Origin of the sequence: Mesoflavibacter zeaxanthinifaciens subsp. sabulilitoris, assembly GCF_014191595.1 — a bacterium.
Lineage (GTDB): Bacteria > Bacteroidota > Bacteroidia > Flavobacteriales > Flavobacteriaceae > Mesoflavibacter > Mesoflavibacter zeaxanthinifaciens.
In genome coordinates, this window is record NZ_JACHWV010000002.1 from 144,411 (window position 1) to 162,049 (window position 17,639).

The window sequence follows — 17,639 nt, forward strand, 5'->3', positions numbered from 1 at the left end:
TAATGATTACAACAATTTTTAGTAAATCCAAACCAATTAATTTTTTAATAGTGTTTTGTGTGCTACTTGCTTCACTTTTAATATTAGAATTTAAGTATGCTCACAGTCTATCGGTAAATTATGGTTTAGGTACTAAAATAAGCATGTTTTTAATAGTGTTTTTTTCAGTATTATTGCTTCATTTTATTGTTGTAAAAAATGGTCTATCACAGCAAAGTAATATAGAACTTTTAGTGTTTGCTTTATTTGTTTTAGCAGTACCACAAACATTTATATCTTATAAAATTATAGTTTCTAATATGTTTATTTTGATGGCTTTACGCCGAATGATAAGCATTAGGTCTAAAAAAGAAATCATTAAAAAATTATTCGATTCTGGATTTTTAATAGGACTAGCTAGTGTCTTTTATTTTTGGTCCATATTATTCTTTCCGTTAATCATAATTTCACTATTGTTTTTTTCTGAATCTAAAGCAAAATATTATTTTATTCCGGTGTTAGGTTTAGCAACTTTAGTTGTCATTTTGACTGCAGTTTCAGTAATATTTTATGGTGATATTTTTTCAATTTTTCCTCAGAAAATAGCCTTCAGCTTTAATTATACAGCATACAATTCGTTTCAACTCATTGGTGCAATAACAATTTTATTGTCCTTTGGGTTATGGTCTTCTGTATTTTATTTAACAACTATTAAAAAGAAAATGAGAAGTTACAGACCATCATATAAAATTATGTTTGTTGCTTGTATGTTTGCGACTGCAATTGCTATAATTACTCCAAATAAAAACGGTAGTGAGATGATATTTTTATTCGCGCCTTTATCTGTAATTATAATGAATTACATAGAAACGATTACCGATAATTGGTTTAAAAACTCATTTTTAGCACTATTAATAATAGCACCAATTGTGCTGTTAGTTTTGTAGTTTTTCACCAAAAGCTAAGTCGCCAGCATCTCCTAAACCAGGTACAATATAGCCTTTATCATTTAATTTATCATCTACAGTAGCAATCCATAAATGGGCATCTTTAGGTAGATGTTTTTCTAAATACTCAACGCCTTCTTTAGCGCCAATAACAGCAAAAATATGTAAGTTTTTAGCAGTCCCAAAAGGTTGTAAAGCTTTGTAGGTAGCCACTAAAGATTGTCCAGTTGCTAGCATTGGATCTGCTAAAATCAATGTTTTGTTATTTAAGTCAGGACAGGCTAAATATTCAACAACAATTTCAAAAGTTTCAGGGTTTTCTTTGTGATGTCTGTAAGCAGAAATAAAAGCATTTTCTGCTGCATCAAAATAATTAAGTAATCCGTTATGTAAAGGTACGCCAGCACGTAAAACAGAGCATAAAACAATATTGTTGTCATGAGTTTTAACTTCCATTTCGGCTAAAGGTGTTGTTATTTTTTTAGAAGAAAACTCTAAGGTTTTGCTCATTTCATAACTTAAAATTTCACCTATACGTTCAATATTTCTTCTAAAACGCATACTGTCTTTTTGAACAGAAACGTCTCTAAGTTCGGCTATAAATTGATTTAGGATAGAGTTTTCTTCAGATAAATTATGAACAATCATGACTTAATTATTAATGTGAATTACAAATTTATTATTATTTGTAAAGCCTTTTAAGGTATGACTCATTTTTATTTTTAAAATGTGTAATTTTACAGTCTTAAATTACAAAATATGTTTACAGACAAAGCCAATAAAATTTTTCAAGACGTTATAGAGAAATACCACGTTATCAATACCGTAGATCAACCGTTTACAAACCCTTATGACAAAAAATCTAACCTTTTAGAACACTTATTATACCGTAAATGTTGGATTGATACCGTACAATGGCATTATGAAGATATTATTAGAGATCCACAAATAGATCCTGTCGCAGCTTTAAAATTAAAAAGACAAATTGATGCCTCTAACCAAGATAGAACCGATATGGTAGAGTATATTGATAGTTATTTTTTAGAAAAATATAAAGATGTTACACCTAAAGCAGATGCAACTATTAATACTGAAAGTCCAGCTTGGGGAATAGATAGGTTATCAATCTTAGCATTAAAGATCTATCACATGCATGAAGAAGCAACTCGTGAAGATGCTACGGATGCACACAAAGAAGCTTGCCAGAAAAAACTAGATGTATTATTAGAGCAACGTGTAGATTTAAGCACAGCAATAGATACACTTTTAGACGATATTTCTAAAGGTGATAAGTACATGAAAGTGTATAAGCAGATGAAAATGTATAATGATGATGAGCTTAATCCTGTGTTAAGAAATCAGAAATAATTTCAATTTAATTATAAGTTGAAATGCAAACAACACAACACATTTTAGTTATACGTCTCTCTGCAATGGGCGACGTTGCTATGACAGTTCCTGTGTTGAGAGCATTTACACAACAACATCCAAAGGTCAAGTTAACAGTGTTAACTAGACCTTTTTTTGCGCCTTTTTTTAAAGATTTAACCAATACTTCGGTTTTTATTTTTGACGAAAAGCAAAAGCATAAAGGTGTTTTTGGGTTGTATAAATTATACAAAGAACTAAAAGCGCTAAATATTGATGAAGTAGCCGATTTGCACAACGTTTTACGTACCAAAATTTTAAAGTTATTTTTTTTCGGAAAGACGTTTGTGCAAATTGATAAAGGTAGAGCAGAGAAGAAGGCACTTATAAATGGTGACAGTTTTAAACCCTTAAAAACAACCCATGAAAGATATGCCGACGTGTTTAGAAAATTAGGCTATTCTTTAGACTTATCAAACCCAAGGTTTCCTGAAAGAAAAACGCTTCCTAAGTTAATTGTAGAGCAAGTACAACCATCAAAAAAACAATGGATAGGTATTGCACCATTTGCTCAATATCCTTCAAAAATGTACCCTTTGTCACAAATGAAAAACGTTGTTAATGCTTTAGAAGAGCAATACAATATATTTTTATTTGGAGCTAAAGCAGAACAGCAGCAATTAAGTGAATTGTCAAGTTCAAAAAATGTTGTAAATGTTGCAGGTTTACTAAATTTTGAAGACGAATTAGATTTAATTTCTAATTTAGATTTAATGGTTGCTATGGATTCTGGTAATGCCCATTTAGCAGCCATGTTAGGTGTAAAGGTATTAACAATTTGGGGCGTAACTCATCCTTATGCTGGTTTTTCAGCGTTTAATCAACCGTTAGACTATCATTTATTACCAAATAGAAATACATTTATTAAAATACCTACTTCAATTTACGGTAATAAATATCCAGAAGACTATAAGGATGTTGCAGGAAGTATTGCTTCAGAAGAAGTTATAGAAAAAATTCAATCTATTTTAAAAGCATAAAAAAAAGCCTCAATTTCTTGAGGCTTTTTAGATTTTACTACTAATTCATATTAATATTATCCCTTAAACTAACACATTTGTAGCATTCTAATCTTTAGCTAATTTATAGTGATTTGTTTAAGAACTTTAAAATGATATCCAACGATTTGAATTGTTCGATAAAACACAATAAAAACCGACAAAGCGCTTAAATATCATCATAATCAACAATAATTTTTGAAGATACAGGATGTGCTTGGCATGTTAAGACTAATCCTTCGGCAACTTCATTATCGGTTAAAATATTGTTTTGTCTCATTGTAGCTTTACCTTCTTTGACTCTTGCTAAACAACTGCTACAAATACCACCTTGGCAAGAATAAGGAGCATCCAAATCCTGCTCTAAAGCAGCTTCTAAAACAGATTGTTGTTGTGACATTGTAAATGTTTTTTCTTCGTCATCAACAATTACGGTTATAGATGTTGTTCCGTCAGTGACTTCTTCTAAATCTTCTACAGAGACTGAAGAAGTTGTTGTAAATAATTCAAAAAAGACTTTACTATCTTCTATATTATTTTCTGCTAACACATCTTTTACGGTATTAATCATACCTTCTGGTCCGCAAAGGTAAAATGCGTCAATATTTACATCTTTGTATTTATTCTTAACAATAAAGTTGACTGTGCTTTTTTCAATACGACCAAATAGCGCATCTTTTTCTTGAGATTGACTGTATAAAAACTGGATAGTTAATCGGTCACTATATTTATTTTGTATATCTAAAAGGTCATTTAAAAAGATAGTGTCCTTTAATGTCTTGTTACCATAAACTAATACAAATTTACTGTTTGGCTCTTCTTCTAAAACTGTTTTTACAATACTTAAAACCGGTGTTATACCACTACCTGCAGCAAACGCAGCTATGGTTCTAGTTTTTGAAGTGTCAGGTGTAAAGGTAAAACGACCTTGTGGTTGCGCAACGTCTAAAGTATCGCCAACTTTTAAAACTTGATTAGCATATTTAGAAAATGTTCCGTTTTCTACTTCTTTAACCGCAACGGTTAGATTTCCGCTTGACGGAGAAGTGCACAAAGAGTAATCGCGTCTTACTTCTTTACCTTCAATATCAGTTTTTAAAGTAATGTATTGTCCTGCTTTAAATTTGTAATCTTCCTTTAAATGGTCTGGTACGGCAAAAGTTATAGATACACATTGATCTGTTTGACGTGTAATATCTTTAATATTTAGTGTATGAAATTGAGACATAGTTTTAAATTTTAATGCAAAAATAATGAAGCCTAAACGGAAAGTGGTCTGTTTTATAAAAAATTAATACCTAAGTTTATTATGCATAAGAAAATTATGTATATTTGAATTATGGCAAATTCTAAATTATATAAAGGTAGTTTAACTACAATTATTTTAAAGCTTTTAAATGAAAGTGATAAAATGTATGGATATGAAATTACCCAAAAAGTAAAAGAAATTACTAAAGGAGAACTTAAAATTACAGAAGGCGCATTATACCCTGCGCTTCATAAATTAGAAGCAGATGGTTTGTTGGAAGTTGAGATGAAAAAAGTTGATAATCGTTTACGTAAATATTATAAACTTACAGAAAAAGGAAACAAAGAAACCGTTAATAAATTAAACGAATTACAAGAGTATATAAAAACCATGCAGATTTTAGTTAATCCTAAATTTGGTTTAGAGTAATGAAGCTTACAAAAGAAGAAATACAATATATAGACAATTACTTAATCAAATCTAAGGTTAAGTATTGGGATGTACGTGTAGAACTATTAGATCATATTGCATCTGCAGTAGAAGAAAAAATAGAAGAAGAAGGAATTTCATTTAACGAAGCTTTATTAGAAGTGCATCAAAGTTTTGGAAATAGTACAGAGGTTTACGGGATTTATCATGGTAAACTTTTAAAAGAAGGATTGTATGCAGATAATAATGGCTTTAAAAAATTTGAAAGACAAAAACAGAAAAGTATAGGCCGAAAACTAAGAAAAGCACATTGGCAAGAATTAAAAAACTTAATGTTTACCCCTAAGTTTTTATTAGAGTATACAACTTTTGGCATTATTAGTTACTATGGTTTTAATTTTTATCCTAAAGTGTCAAGTACATTGGTTTTAGGGTTACTAATGTTACCATTATTTTTTAGCGCTTTACACTCAATAAAGGATAAGGTTTCAAAACGGTCTTTAAATATTACAATGTCTTCTGGTATTATAATGTTGGCATGGAGTTTATACAATATGGTTTTTCAGTTGTTTGTAATGCTTAATAAAGACCAAGATAATAAACCATATTATATATTATTTATAACAGCAATATTACTTTACCCTATCATGAGGTCTAGTACAAACACTTACTTTAAATATTATAATAAATACAGAAATATTTTTTCTAAATTAACTAATTAGATTTTGAAAGTAACACCATCACAATTACAAGATTTATACGCCTTTACAAGAAATCATTATGTATATCATTACGATTTACAAACCGAGCTTGTAGACCATTTAGCTAATGATATAGAATCTATTTGGCAAGAAAACCCTAAGCTGTCTTTTGAAGAAGCAAGAGATCAATCTTTTAAAAAGTTTGGTGTTTTTGGTTTTATGGATGTGGTAGAGCAACGCCAAAAAGCAATGAATAAACGTTATTACAAATATTTATTATCAGAACTTAAACAATGGTTTTCTATCCCAAAAATAATAATAACCGCAACTTTATTTGTTACCTTTTTTACACTACTTCAAACAAGTTATGCTAAATATTTTTTCTTTATAATATTTGGTGTATTAGCAATTTGGACATTATTTAGAAGTATACAGCTTAATAGAGAGTTTAGAAAAAGAAAAGAAATATCTAGTAAAAAATGGTTGTTAGAAGAGCTTATTTTTAAACAAGCAGGAAGTATTGGTATAATTTTTTTATCTCAATTTTATAATATCTCAATGTGGAGTGATGTTTTTATATCTAATACCAAATTAGTTTTATTAACTGCAGCAATTTTTACACTCTTATATTTAGTTAATTATATAAGCTTTAGAGTTATACCAAACAAAGCAGAAGACTTGTTAAATACAACCTATCCAGAATACAGCTTGTAACAAATTAGCAACTTTAACTACTAACATATTAAACCAAACCAAAAACACTAATCTATGATCGGTAAATTTATAAGTTTAGAGTGGAAAGCTTTTATAAGATCTTCCAGCTTTGGCAGTAATCTAGCAATTAAAATTATTATGGGTTTTTTAGGCTTGATAATGGTTTTATATTTTTTATTAATCGGAGTTGGAGCCTATTTTTTGATCAAAGAAGAACTAAATTTAGATCCCTTTGTAACGATCAATCAATACCTTATTTTTTACCTTTTAATTGATTTAGTAGTTAGGTATTTTTTACAAAAAATGCCGATTATTAAAATAAAACCATTGCTACATCTACCCATAAAGAAAAATAAGATTATCAACTTTGGGATTGCTAAAAGCATGTTTTCTTTTTTTAATATTATTCATGCTTTTTTCTTTATTCCATTTTCTGTTGTTTTGATTGTAAAAGGAAACTATCCTGTAATTAATATTTTAGGTTGGCACCTTACTATTTTAGCATTAATCTATTCAAACAATTTTATTAATATTTTTGTTAATAGTAAAGATATTGTTTTCTATGCCATTTTAGCAGTTATATTAGCCTTTTTAGGCTTATTATATTTTGATGTTTTTGATGTTACACAATATACAGCCGGCTTTTTTAAATGGTTTTATGACCTTCCTTATCTAGCGTTATTACCATTAATTTTTGCTTTTATATTATACAAACTTGCGTTTAATTATTTTAGAGCTCATTTTTATTTGGATGCAGGTCTGGCTAAAGAAGTTAAAATTGCAGAAAACGATAATCTTACTTACCTAAACCGTTTTGGTAGTATGGCAACATTCTTAAAAAACGACATTAGATTAATTAAAAGAAACAAGCGCTCTAAAACTACAGTGTTAATGAGTGTGCTTTTCATTTTTTATGGACTCTTATTTTTTACAGGATCTATAGAAGCCTATAAAGGACCCTTTTGGCGTATTTTTGCCGGTATTTTTGTCTCTGGCGGTTTTTTATTCAGTTTTGGCCAATTTGTACCAAGTTGGGATAGTGCTTATTATCCTTTAATGATGAGCCAGAATATAAAGTATAAAGATTATTTAGAGTCTAAATGGTATTTAATGGTCATTGCAACAGTAATATCTACAGTGTTAGCAACGTTTTATTTGTTTTGGGGCTGGCAAGCTTATGCTGCTGTAGTTGTTGGTGCAATTTATAATATTGGCTTAAATTCTCATGTGGTACTTTGGGGCGGAGCATACATAAAAACGCCAATAGATTTGACCTCTAATAAAAAAGCATTTGGTGACAAAAAATCTTTTAATGCAAAAACACTTTTATTAATTGTTCCTAAGTTATTATTACCTATGGCTATCTATGCACTTGGGCACTTTTTACATGGTGAACTTTTAGGGTTTATGTTAGTGGCTTTGTGTGGTCTTTTAGGATTTTTATTTAAAAACAAGGTGTTTAAAATTATAGAGAAGATTTACAAAGCAGAAAAATATAAAACCATTGCTGCCTACAAAGAAAATAATTAACTAGAAATTCACTTTTAATCATGATAAAGACAACAAACCTTTCAAAAAAATATAGCAGTAAAGAAGTTTTAAATATTTCAACTTTAGAAATTCCAAAAGGACAAAGTTTTGGATTAGTAGGAAATAACGGAGCAGGAAAAACCACCTATTTTAGTTTACTTCTTGATTTAATACAACCAACAACTGGTCAAATAGAAAATAACGGAGTAATCGTTAATAAAAGTGAAGACTGGAAACCGTTTACCTCTGCATTTATAGACGAAAGCTTCTTAATTGGCTACCTAACACCAGAAGAATATTTTTATTTTATTGGTGATTTACGCGGACAAAACAAACAAGACGTAGACAATTTATTAGCGCAGTTTGAAGACTTTTTTCATGGTGAAATATTAAATCAGAAAAAATATTTACGCGATTTAAGTAAAGGAAACCAGAAAAAAGCAGGAATTGTCGCAGCATTAATTGGTAATCCAGAAGTAATTATTCTTGATGAGCCTTTTGCAAACTTAGACCCAACAACGCAAATTAGGTTAAAACAAATCATAAAAGATTTAGCCGAAAAACAAGGTGTTACTGTTTTAGTGTCAAGTCACGATTTATTACACGTTACTGATGTTTGCGAGCGTATTGTGGTTTTAGATAAAGGTCAAGTTGTAAAAGATATTAAAACTAGCGAGGCGACTTTAAAAGAATTAGAAGCGCATTTTTCGGGCATATCAGAAGTGTAATATTTTATAGTTTTTTCTCTGTAAATTGATATGCGTTAAGTTATTTAAAAAAAGATGCTTATTTTTACGCTCTTACATGCAAAAAATATAATAAAATTGCATGTAAACAGTTATGTATTACACAAAATACAACCGCATTGAAATTAGCATTTAAAATAAGTTTAGCCTTTACGGTTATAGTACTAACAATTACAAGTTGCTCTCGTAAAAACGATAGTTTTATAAGTCGTAATTTTCACGCAGTAACTGCAGAATATAACACATTATTTAATGGTTACAATGCGTTAGAGCAAGGACGTAACAGTCTAAACGCTACTTATTTTGATAATTATTGGGCCATACTTCCTGTAGAGCGTATGCAAATCAGAGAAGAAGTTATTTTACCAGGACAATCCAAAAACTCTGATTTTACAAAAGCTGAAGAAAAAGCTGTCAAAGCCGTTCAAAAACACGGTATGAATATTCAGGGTAAAGAGCATAATCCACAAATAGACGAAGCTTATTTACTATTAGGTCAAGCACGTTATTTTGACCAACGTTTTGTACCAGCATTAAACGCCTTTAATAAGATTTTATCAAGTTATGGCGATTCTGATAAAATAAATACAGCAAAGGTATGGCGAGAAAAAACCAATATGCGATTAGAAAATAACGAAATTGCTATTGAAAACCTTAAACGCCTTTTAGAGCAAGAAGATTTACAAGACCAACAACTTGCAGATGCCACATCTACTTTGGCACAAGCTTACATTAATTTAGAGCAATTAGATAGTGCTATTGTGCATATAAAAACAGCATCTAAAGCCACAAAAAAGAATGAAGAAAAAGGTCGTTTCAACTTTATAAAAGGTCAGCTTTACAATGCTTTAGAAGATAAAGACAGTGCAAACATAGCTTTTGATGAGGTTATAGATTTAAACCGAAAAATACCACGCCAATATCTTATTGCTGCAGAAGTAGAAAAATCTAAAAATTTCGATTATGAAAACGGTAATAAAATCGAATTTTTAGAACACTTAACCAAACTTGAAGAAAATCGAGAAAACCGTCCGTTTTTAGATAAAATTTATCACCAAATAGCCGAGTTTCATTTAGAAAATAAATTCGATTCTTTAGCAATAGCTTACTACAATAAATCACTTCGCACCAATTCTAAAGACAAAATTTTAGTTGCCAAAAACTACGAAACTTTAGGTAATTACTATTTTGACAATACAGAGTATAAACTAGCAGGCGCCTACTATGACAGTACATTAATCAATATGGTAGAAAACAGTAAACCATACCGTGTGATTAAAAAGAAAAACGAAAATTTAGAAGATGTTATCTTTTACGAAGGTGTTGCAGAAGCTAACGACAGTATTTTAAAGTTAGTCGCCATGCCAATAGCAGAAAGAGAACAGTATTTTAAAGATTATACAGATAAATTAAAAGCTATAGCCGAAGAAGAGCAAGAGCGTTTAGAAACTCAAAAACGTATAAAGGATTTTCAGCAAAACACAACTAACAAAAAAAGTGGTTTTGGTCCACCACGTGGTGCTTCGCCAGCAGGTAACGCATCAAGTTTCTATTTTTACAATCAAGAAACTGTCGCTTACGGTAAAAACCAATTTGAACAACTTTGGGGAGAAAGAAGTAATGAAGATAATTGGCGTTGGTCAAGTAATGGTAGAAGTGGATTTGCTTCTCAAGATGCAATTGCTTCTGCAATAGAAAATAATTCTGAAAACGAGAAATTCTCTCCAGATTATTACTTAAAACAATTACCAAGCACAGATAAAGACATTGATAGTTTAATGAAAGAAAGAAATTATGCATACTATCAATTAGGGTTAATTTATAAAGAGAAATTTAAAGAATACGAGCTTTCAAAAACAAAATTCACAACCTTATTAAAAAGTGCACCAGAAGAACGTTTAATATTACCTTCAAAATATAATCTGTATAAAATCTATGAAATTTTAGGACAAACAAATGAAGCTGAAATTACTAAGCAAGATATAATAAGTAATTATCCAGATTCTAGATATGCTTTTATTTTACAGAATCCAAATCAAGCTGTTGCAGACAATGAAGGAAGCCCAGAAAATCTTTACGAGCAAACCTATAAAAAACTTGAAGAGCAACAATATCAATCTGTTATAGAAGATAGTGACCAATATATAAACTACTTTGACGGCGATCCAATTGTGCCAAAATTTGAATTGCTAAAAGCAACAGCAAACGGTAGATTAAATGGTTACACAGCTTACATGGATGCCTTAAACCAAATAGCATTAGATTATGCTAACACAGAAGAAGGTATAAAAGCACAAAATCTAATTAATAGTTTACAGTCTTTAAGTAAACAAATATTTGTGCCAAATGATGTATCTAAAAACTTTAAAGTAGTCTATCAATTTGATAAAAAACAAGAAGTAGAGCTAAAAGAGTTTAAAGAAACACTAGATAAAGTTATAGAAAAGATATCTTACTACGATTTATCAACCTCTGTAGATGTTTATAGTAAAGATAAAACATTTTTAGTAGTACATGGTATAAAAAGTATAGATGGCGCAAAAGGGTTTGCTAATATTGTAGAAGAAAAGGATAAAAAGAAAATAGATAGACCATTTTTTGGAATTTCGCAAGAAAATTACCAGATTATCCAAATACATAAAAACTTAGACACTTATATAGCAAATCAATAATCTCCCTTAATTATGAAGAAAAACAAAAATCAAGAACATATTTCTATCCAAAATATAATAGCAAAAGGAACTAAAATTGTAGGTGATTTTTTTAGTGAAGGCGACTTACGTGTAGATGGAATTATTGAAGGAAATATACAAACACCAGGTAAGGTTGTAGTAGGTAAAGATGGTCAAATATCAGGTAAGTTATCATGTAGCAATGCTTATTTTGAAGGAAAACTAAACGGTACAATAGAATTAACAGGTACATTAACATTAAAATCTACAGCACATATAGAAGGAGATGTTGTTACCGAAAAATTAGCAGTAGAGCCAGGAGCAACATTTAATGTAACTTGTGAGATGAAATCTTCTGTAAAAGATATAAATGGCAAATCAAAACAACAAAAAACAGCCTAATAAATACATAAAGTTTACTTCTATTGCTTTACAAATGGGATTAACCATTTACTTAGGAAGCAAGCTTGGCGAGTGGCTTGACCAAAAATACAACACAACCAATCAAATCTATTATAAGGTAGTAACATTAATTGCAGTTGCTGTTGCAATGTTTTCGGTTATCTATCAAGTTATAAAAATTACAAACAAAAAATAATGCTAAAACGTATTATAATATCTGTAGCTATAATAATAGCTGCTTTTTTTATTAGTTACGGACTAAATAAATCACTAGTAGATATTCAGCTTCAGTACTCATTATTTAGTGTCTATCTTTTTCATGCACTATCTGCAATAATAGTATATTTAATAATAGAATTTCTTTTTACCAAACTACCAAATCAAGTAGGTTACGCCTATTTAATGCTAATGTGTTTTAAAATAGGAGCATTTGTGTTAATTTTTCAAAAATCAGTCTTTGCGGTAGAATTAGAAGCGCTACAAGAAAGAATAAGTTTGGTGGTTCCTTTATTTATTTTTTTAATTATTGAAGCATTATTAGTAGGTAAACTACTAACTAATAAATAAGGCTTATATAATCAGCTATTTAACTCAAAAAAAAAAGCTGTTTTTTAAAATAAAAAAAAGCTTTAAATTTTTAAATAAATGCTTACATTTGCACGAAATTTAAAGGCAAAACTTTAATTAGGCGAAAAAATGATGATTGCAAAAAGATCTATCAAATTAATTATAGCATTATTCTGTGTATTAATAACTTCTGTTTCATTAGCAGATACAAACCAGTCTCATCAAGAAGACCACAACGGTAATACAATTGATACACCTTCAGAAATTAAAGAGTATATTCAACATCACTTAAAAGATTCTCACGATTTTCATTTGTTTACTAATAATAAAACAGGAAAACATTGGAGTATGCCATTACCTGTAATTGTTTGGACAAGTAATGGGTTAAAGACGTTTATGTCTTCAGAGTTTCATCATGACGATAACGGTGAAGTAATCGTAGAAAAAGGAGATACTAGATTGGTGAAATTACACAGTAAAATATACGAGTTAGACAATGGTGCAACAACTGTTGCTTTTGATGATGCACATCACCCAACAAATGCACACAAAGTTTTAGATTTTTCTATAACTAAAAGTGTGTTTGGTATGTTGCTAGCTGGATTATTAATGATTTTAGGTTTTGGTAGTTTAGCAAAAGGCTACAAAAAAGGAAAAAACATCCCAACTGGTATAGGTCGTGTATTAGAACCATTAGTAATCTATGTAAGAGACGATATCGCTAAGCCAAATATTGGAGAGAAAAAGTACCGTAAATTTATGGGCTTCTTATTAACAGTGTTCTTCTTTATCTGGATATTAAACTTATTAGGATTAACGCCATTAGGATTTAACGTAACAGGACAAATTGCTGTAACAGTATGTTTAGCAATATTTACAGCAGTAATCTATTTATTTAGTGGTAGCAAAGATTTCTGGATGCATACATTATGGATGCCAGGAGTACCAGTAATATTAAGACCAGTATTAGCAGTAATAGAATTAGTAGGATTTGTGTTAATTAAACCATTCTCTTTATTAGTTCGTTTGTTTGCAAACATGACAGCAGGACACTTTGTTGTAATGAGTCTTATAGCATTAATGATAACAATGAAAGAAGCATTTGGACCAGTAGCATCTACAGGTATGTCTTTAGTGTTAGCATTATTTATCTCGGTTATCGAAATATTGGTAGCCTTTTTACAAGCATTTATTTTTACGATGTTATCATCGTTATTTATAGGTATGGCGGTTGAAGAGCATGACCATCATTAATAAGAATTTGTTTAATTAATATTTAAAATCAATTAGTATGTACAATTTAATTGGAGCAGGATTAATCGTAATCGGTGGAGGAATCGGTTTAGGTCAAATCGGTGGAAAAGCAATGGAAGGTATTGCTCGTCAACCAGAAGCAGCTGGAAAAATCCAAACTGCGATGATCATCATCGGTGCCTTATTAGAAGGTTTAGCATTCGGTGCATTAATCTTAGGAAAATAATCCTAAAACAAAACAAGACAACTTCTGCAACGGTTGGTTGCAGAAGCTGTTTTAAATTAAACAAACACAAAGAAGTAATCAATATCAAATGGAAACTTTATTAAACGATTTTTCAGTAGGTTTATTTATAATGCAAGCTGTAATCTTAGTAATACTTATAGTATTAATGAGAAAATTTGCTTGGAAACCAATCTTAGATGCATTACAATCTCGTGAAGATGGTATCCAAAACGCATTAGAAGCAGCAGAGAATGCAAAAGTAGAAATGCAAAATCTTCAAGCAGACAACGATAAGTTATTAAAAGAAGCTCGTGCAGAACGTGAAGCAATGTTAAAAGAAGCACGCGAGTTAAAAACAAAAATGATTGAAGACGCTAAAACAGAAGCACAAGAGCAAGCTAATACAATTATAGAGCAAGCTCAAGCAGCAATAGAAAGCGAAAAGAAATCTGCTATGGCTGAGCTAAAAGGTCAAGTAGCAGGATTATCTTTAGAGATAGCAGAAAAAGTTGTACGTCAAGAATTATCTAACAAAGACAAACAAATAGAATTAGTTGAGTCTATGTTAGGAGACGCAAAATTAAACTAGTCAAAAAATGGCAGGAGAAAGAGCAGCAATACGTTACGCAAAAGCAGTACTAAGTTTAGCTACAGAAAGTAATACAGCAGATGCTGTAAATACAGATATGGAGCTAATAAAAAATACTGTTGCTGAGAGTAAAGATTTAAAAGATATGCTTTACAGTCCTGTAATACGTTCATCTGTAAAAAAATCGGCATTGTTAGAAGTTTTTAAAAATACTAACAAAGCAACAGTTAATTTAATAGATGTACTTATTGCTAACAAGCGTATATCTCTATTACCAGAAGTGGCTTCAAGTTTTATAACCCTTTTTGAGCAACAAAAAGGCAGCCAAGTAGCACAAGTAACAACAGCAGTACCTTTAACAAAAGAGTTAGAAAATAAAGTACAAGCAAAAGTAAAAGAGCTTACAGGTAAAGAAGCAGCAATAACAAATATAGTAGATGAAAACATTTTAGGAGGTTTCATCTTAAGAGTTGGAGATACACAATACAACGCAAGTATTGCTAACCAACTAAACAAATTAAAAAGAGAATTTACAATAAATTAAATATAGTTAGATTTAAATCTAACATCTAATATCTAAATAAGATGGCAGAAGTAAAACCAGCTGAAGTATCAGCAATCTTAAAACAACAACTATCTGGTTTTGAAGCAAGTGCTTCATTAGACGAAGTTGGAACAGTATTAACAGTAGGAGATGGTATTGTACGTGCTTACGGATTATCAAATGCTCAATACGGAGAGTTAGTAGAATTTGAAGGAGGATTAGAAGGTATTGTACTAAACCTTGAAGAAGACAACGTAGGTATTGTATTATTAGGAGGATCAACTGGAGTAAAAGAAGGTTCTACAGTAAAACGTACTAACCGTATTGCTTCTGTTAAAGTAGGTGAAGGTATTGTTGGTCGTGTAGTAGATACATTAGGAAATCCAATTGATGGTAAAGGACCTATCGCTGGTGATACTTACGAAATGCCATTAGAGCGTAAAGCGCCTGGTGTTATTTACCGTCAACCAGTAAACGAGCCATTACAAACAGGTATTAAATCTGTAGATGCCATGATTCCTGTAGGACGTGGGCAGCGTGAGCTTGTAATTGGTGACCGTCAAACTGGTAAAACAACAGTTTGTATTGATACCATCTTAAATCAAAAAGAATTTTACGATGCAGGAGAGCCTGTATATTGTATATATGTAGCAGTAGGACAAAAAGCGTCTACAGTTGCAAACATTGCTAAAACTTTAGAAGAAAAAGGAGCTTTAGCTTATACTACTATTGTAGCTGCAAATGCATCAGATCCTGCTGCAATGCAAGTTTACGCGCCATTTACAGGTGCTGCAATAGGTGAGTATTTTAGAGATACTGGTAGACCAGCTTTAATTGTATTTGATGATTTATCAAAACAAGCAGTTGCTTACCGTGAGGTATCTTTATTATTACGTCGTCCACCAGGACGTGAGGCGTATCCAGGAGACGTTTTCTACCTTCACTCAAGATTATTAGAGCGTGCTGCAAAAGTAATTGCAGATGATGATATTGCTAAAAACATGAACGATTTACCAGAATCGTTAAAACCAGTAGTAAAAGGTGGTGGATCTTTAACAGCTTTACCAATTATCGAAACACAAGCTGGAGACGTTTCTGCATATATTCCAACTAACGTAATTTCTATTACGGACGGTCAGATTTTCTTAGAGTCAGATTTATTTAACTCTGGTGTACGTCCAGCAATTAACGTAGGTATCTCGGTATCTCGTGTAGGTGGATCTGCGCAAATTAAGTCAATGAAGAAAGTAGCTGGTACATTAAAGTTAGACCAAGCACAGTTCCGTGAGCTTGAGGCATTTGCTAAGTTTGGTTCAGACCTTGATGCTGCAACGTTAAATGTAATTGAAAAAGGTAAGCGTAACGTAGAAATCTTAAAGCAAGCACAAAACGATCCTTATACAGTAGAAGACCAAGTAGCAATTATCTACGCTGGTTCTAAAAACTTATTAAGAGATGTACCTGTAGAAAAAGTGAAAGAATTTGAAAGAGATTACATCGAGTTCTTAAATGCTAAACACAGAGATGTTTTAGATACTTTAAAAGCAGGAAAATTAACTGACGAGGTTACAGATACATTATCTGCAGTAGCAAAAGACCTTTCAGCTAAATATAAAGCATAATAATAGATTTTAGTATTGAGTAGTGAGATAGAAAGTTTTCTCACTACTGAATACTCAATACTAATTACTAAAAAATGGCAAATCTTAAAGAAATACGTAATAGGATATCTTCGGTATCTTCAACAATGCAAATAACCAGTGCTATGAAAATGGTATCTGCTGCAAAGTTAAAGAAAGCCCAAGACGCTATTACAGCAATGCGTCCTTATGCAGACAAGTTAACAGAGCTTTTACAAAGCTTAAGTGCAACTTTAGAAGCAGATGCAGGAAGTAAATTTGCAGACCAACGTGAAGTAAACAGAGTATTAATAGTTTCAATATCTTCAAATAGAGGATTATGTGGTGCTTTTAACTCTAACATTATCAAACAAACAAACAATTTGATAGATAATGTTTACGCAGGTAAAGAAGTATCTGTTTTAGCAATAGGAAAAAAGATTAATGACGCTTTTGGAAAAAAAGGAATTGTTATTGCTAACAAAAGTGATATTTATGACGATCTAACTTTTGATAACGTTGCAGAAATAGCACAAATGCTAATGGATAAGTTTGTTACAGGCGAGTTTGATAAAATTGAAATCGTTTACAACAAATTTAAGAATGCAGCAACACAAATAGTAATGACAGAACAGTTTTTACCTATTGTTCCAATACAACAGGATGAAAACGTTAATTTAGATTACATTTTTGAGCCTTCTAAAGCCGAAATAGTAGAAGAGTTAATCCCTAAATCTTTAAAAACTCAGCTTTATAAAGGTGTAAGAGATAGCTTTGCTAGTGAGCATGGAGCACGTATGACAGCAATGCATAAAGCAACAGATAATGCTACAGAGTTAAGAGATCAATTAAAATTAACTTACAACAAAGCACGTCAAGCAGCAATTACTAATGAAATATTAGAAATTGTTGGTGGTGCAGAAGCATTAAATAATTAATAGTGCTAAACTCAAAGCAATTATAAAAAATAAAAAGCCTTATCAATTTTGATAAGGCTTTTTTTATGGAATACAATTTGATTGTTATATTTATAAAAACTAAGCTC

Annotated in this window: 20 protein-coding genes; 18 read left to right on the forward strand and 2 right to left on the reverse strand. The window is 30.8% G+C overall.

Going from position 1 to position 17,639, the window contains the following annotated elements:
* Positions 1-2 precede the first annotated feature (2 nt).
* Positions 3-926, forward strand: a complete 924-nt coding sequence (locus FHS04_RS03440) for a DUF6427 family protein (RefSeq protein ID WP_146131322.1) — start codon at positions 3-5, stop codon at positions 924-926.
* Here the strand turns inward: FHS04_RS03440 and upp are convergent.
* Positions 915-1,574: a uracil phosphoribosyltransferase gene (gene upp, locus FHS04_RS03445; RefSeq protein ID WP_106680698.1), complete on the reverse strand. Its 660-nt coding sequence runs from the start codon at positions 1,572-1,574 to the stop codon at positions 915-917. The genes FHS04_RS03440 and upp overlap by 12 nt on opposite strands.
* A 111-nt stretch (positions 1,575-1,685) precedes the next feature.
* On the opposite strand from upp, the gene FHS04_RS03450 reads away from it, so the two are divergent.
* Positions 1,686-2,294, forward strand: a complete 609-nt coding sequence (locus FHS04_RS03450; RefSeq protein WP_027879290.1) for a DUF4254 domain-containing protein — start codon at positions 1,686-1,688, stop codon at positions 2,292-2,294.
* Between the two features lie 23 nt (positions 2,295-2,317).
* The gene (locus FHS04_RS03455) at positions 2,318-3,334 is read left to right on the forward strand and encodes a glycosyltransferase family 9 protein (protein WP_244906300.1); all 1,017 of its coding nucleotides are present in this window, start codon (positions 2,318-2,320) and stop codon (positions 3,332-3,334) included.
* 187 nt (positions 3,335-3,521) lie between these two features.
* Here FHS04_RS03455 and FHS04_RS03460 read toward each other — a convergent pair whose 3' ends face one another.
* Positions 3,522-4,580 (reverse strand): ferredoxin--NADP reductase, encoded by a 1,059-nt coding sequence (locus tag FHS04_RS03460; protein WP_106680695.1) that lies wholly within the window; start codon positions 4,578-4,580, stop codon positions 3,522-3,524.
* Positions 4,581-4,691: 111 nt separating this feature from the next.
* On the opposite strand from FHS04_RS03460, the gene FHS04_RS03465 reads away from it, so the two are divergent.
* The 15 genes from FHS04_RS03465 (at position 4,692) to atpG (ending at position 17,532) form a co-directional block, all read left to right on the forward strand.
* Complete coding sequence (locus FHS04_RS03465) at positions 4,692-5,030, forward strand: PadR family transcriptional regulator (protein ID WP_027879287.1); 339 nt, start codon at positions 4,692-4,694, stop codon at positions 5,028-5,030.
* Positions 5,030-5,752, forward strand: coding sequence for a hypothetical protein (locus FHS04_RS03470; protein ID WP_106680693.1), 723 nt, complete (start codon positions 5,030-5,032; stop codon positions 5,750-5,752). The genes FHS04_RS03465 and FHS04_RS03470 overlap by 1 nt, the downstream gene beginning before the upstream one ends.
* 3 nt (positions 5,753-5,755) lie before the next feature.
* A complete protein-coding gene (locus tag FHS04_RS03475; protein WP_106680691.1) occupies positions 5,756-6,445 on the forward strand; it encodes a hypothetical protein in 690 nt (229 codons plus the stop codon).
* A 54-nt stretch (positions 6,446-6,499) separates the two neighbouring features.
* On the forward strand, positions 6,500-7,975 hold the full coding sequence (locus FHS04_RS03480) for a DUF5687 family protein (RefSeq protein WP_106680689.1): 1,476 nt from the start codon (positions 6,500-6,502) through the stop codon (positions 7,973-7,975).
* 20 nt (positions 7,976-7,995) lie between these two features.
* A complete protein-coding gene (locus FHS04_RS03485; protein WP_106680686.1) occupies positions 7,996-8,703 on the forward strand; it encodes an ABC transporter ATP-binding protein in 708 nt (235 codons plus the stop codon).
* Positions 8,704-8,840: 137 nt separating this feature from the next.
* The gene (gene porW, locus FHS04_RS03490) at positions 8,841-11,393 is read left to right on the forward strand and encodes a type IX secretion system periplasmic lipoprotein PorW/SprE (RefSeq protein ID WP_221184954.1); all 2,553 of its coding nucleotides are present in this window, start codon (positions 8,841-8,843) and stop codon (positions 11,391-11,393) included.
* A gap of 12 nt (positions 11,394-11,405) precedes the next feature.
* A complete protein-coding gene (locus FHS04_RS03495) occupies positions 11,406-11,795 on the forward strand; it encodes a bactofilin family protein (protein WP_106680684.1) in 390 nt (129 codons plus the stop codon).
* Positions 11,764-11,991 (forward strand): AtpZ/AtpI family protein, encoded by a 228-nt coding sequence (locus FHS04_RS03500; RefSeq protein WP_027879280.1) that lies wholly within the window; start codon positions 11,764-11,766, stop codon positions 11,989-11,991. Before FHS04_RS03495 ends, FHS04_RS03500 begins: the two co-directional genes overlap by 32 nt.
* On the forward strand, positions 11,991-12,362 hold the full coding sequence (locus FHS04_RS03505) for a DUF6168 family protein (protein ID WP_106680681.1): 372 nt from the start codon (positions 11,991-11,993) through the stop codon (positions 12,360-12,362). Before FHS04_RS03500 ends, FHS04_RS03505 begins: the two co-directional genes overlap by 1 nt.
* Positions 12,363-12,491: 129 nt before the next feature.
* Complete coding sequence (gene atpB / locus FHS04_RS03510) at positions 12,492-13,616, forward strand: F0F1 ATP synthase subunit A (protein WP_106680679.1); 1,125 nt, start codon at positions 12,492-12,494, stop codon at positions 13,614-13,616.
* Positions 13,617-13,653: 37 nt separating this feature from the next.
* Positions 13,654-13,842, forward strand: coding sequence for an ATP synthase F0 subunit C (gene atpE, locus FHS04_RS03515; protein ID WP_004569351.1), 189 nt, complete (start codon positions 13,654-13,656; stop codon positions 13,840-13,842).
* Positions 13,843-13,930: 88 nt separating this feature from the next.
* On the forward strand, positions 13,931-14,431 hold the full coding sequence (locus FHS04_RS03520) for a F0F1 ATP synthase subunit B (RefSeq protein ID WP_027879277.1): 501 nt from the start codon (positions 13,931-13,933) through the stop codon (positions 14,429-14,431).
* Between the two features lie 7 nt (positions 14,432-14,438).
* Positions 14,439-14,975 (forward strand): ATP synthase F1 subunit delta, encoded by a 537-nt coding sequence (gene atpH / locus FHS04_RS03525; RefSeq protein WP_106680677.1) that lies wholly within the window; start codon positions 14,439-14,441, stop codon positions 14,973-14,975.
* A gap of 41 nt (positions 14,976-15,016) precedes the next feature.
* Entirely contained in the window at positions 15,017-16,597 is a 1,581-nt protein-coding gene (gene atpA, locus FHS04_RS03530) for a F0F1 ATP synthase subunit alpha (RefSeq protein WP_027879275.1), read from the forward strand.
* 74 nt (positions 16,598-16,671) lie between these two features.
* A complete protein-coding gene (atpG, locus tag FHS04_RS03535) occupies positions 16,672-17,532 on the forward strand; it encodes an ATP synthase F1 subunit gamma (protein WP_027879274.1) in 861 nt (286 codons plus the stop codon).
* The last annotated feature ends 107 nt before the right edge of the window (positions 17,533-17,639 follow it).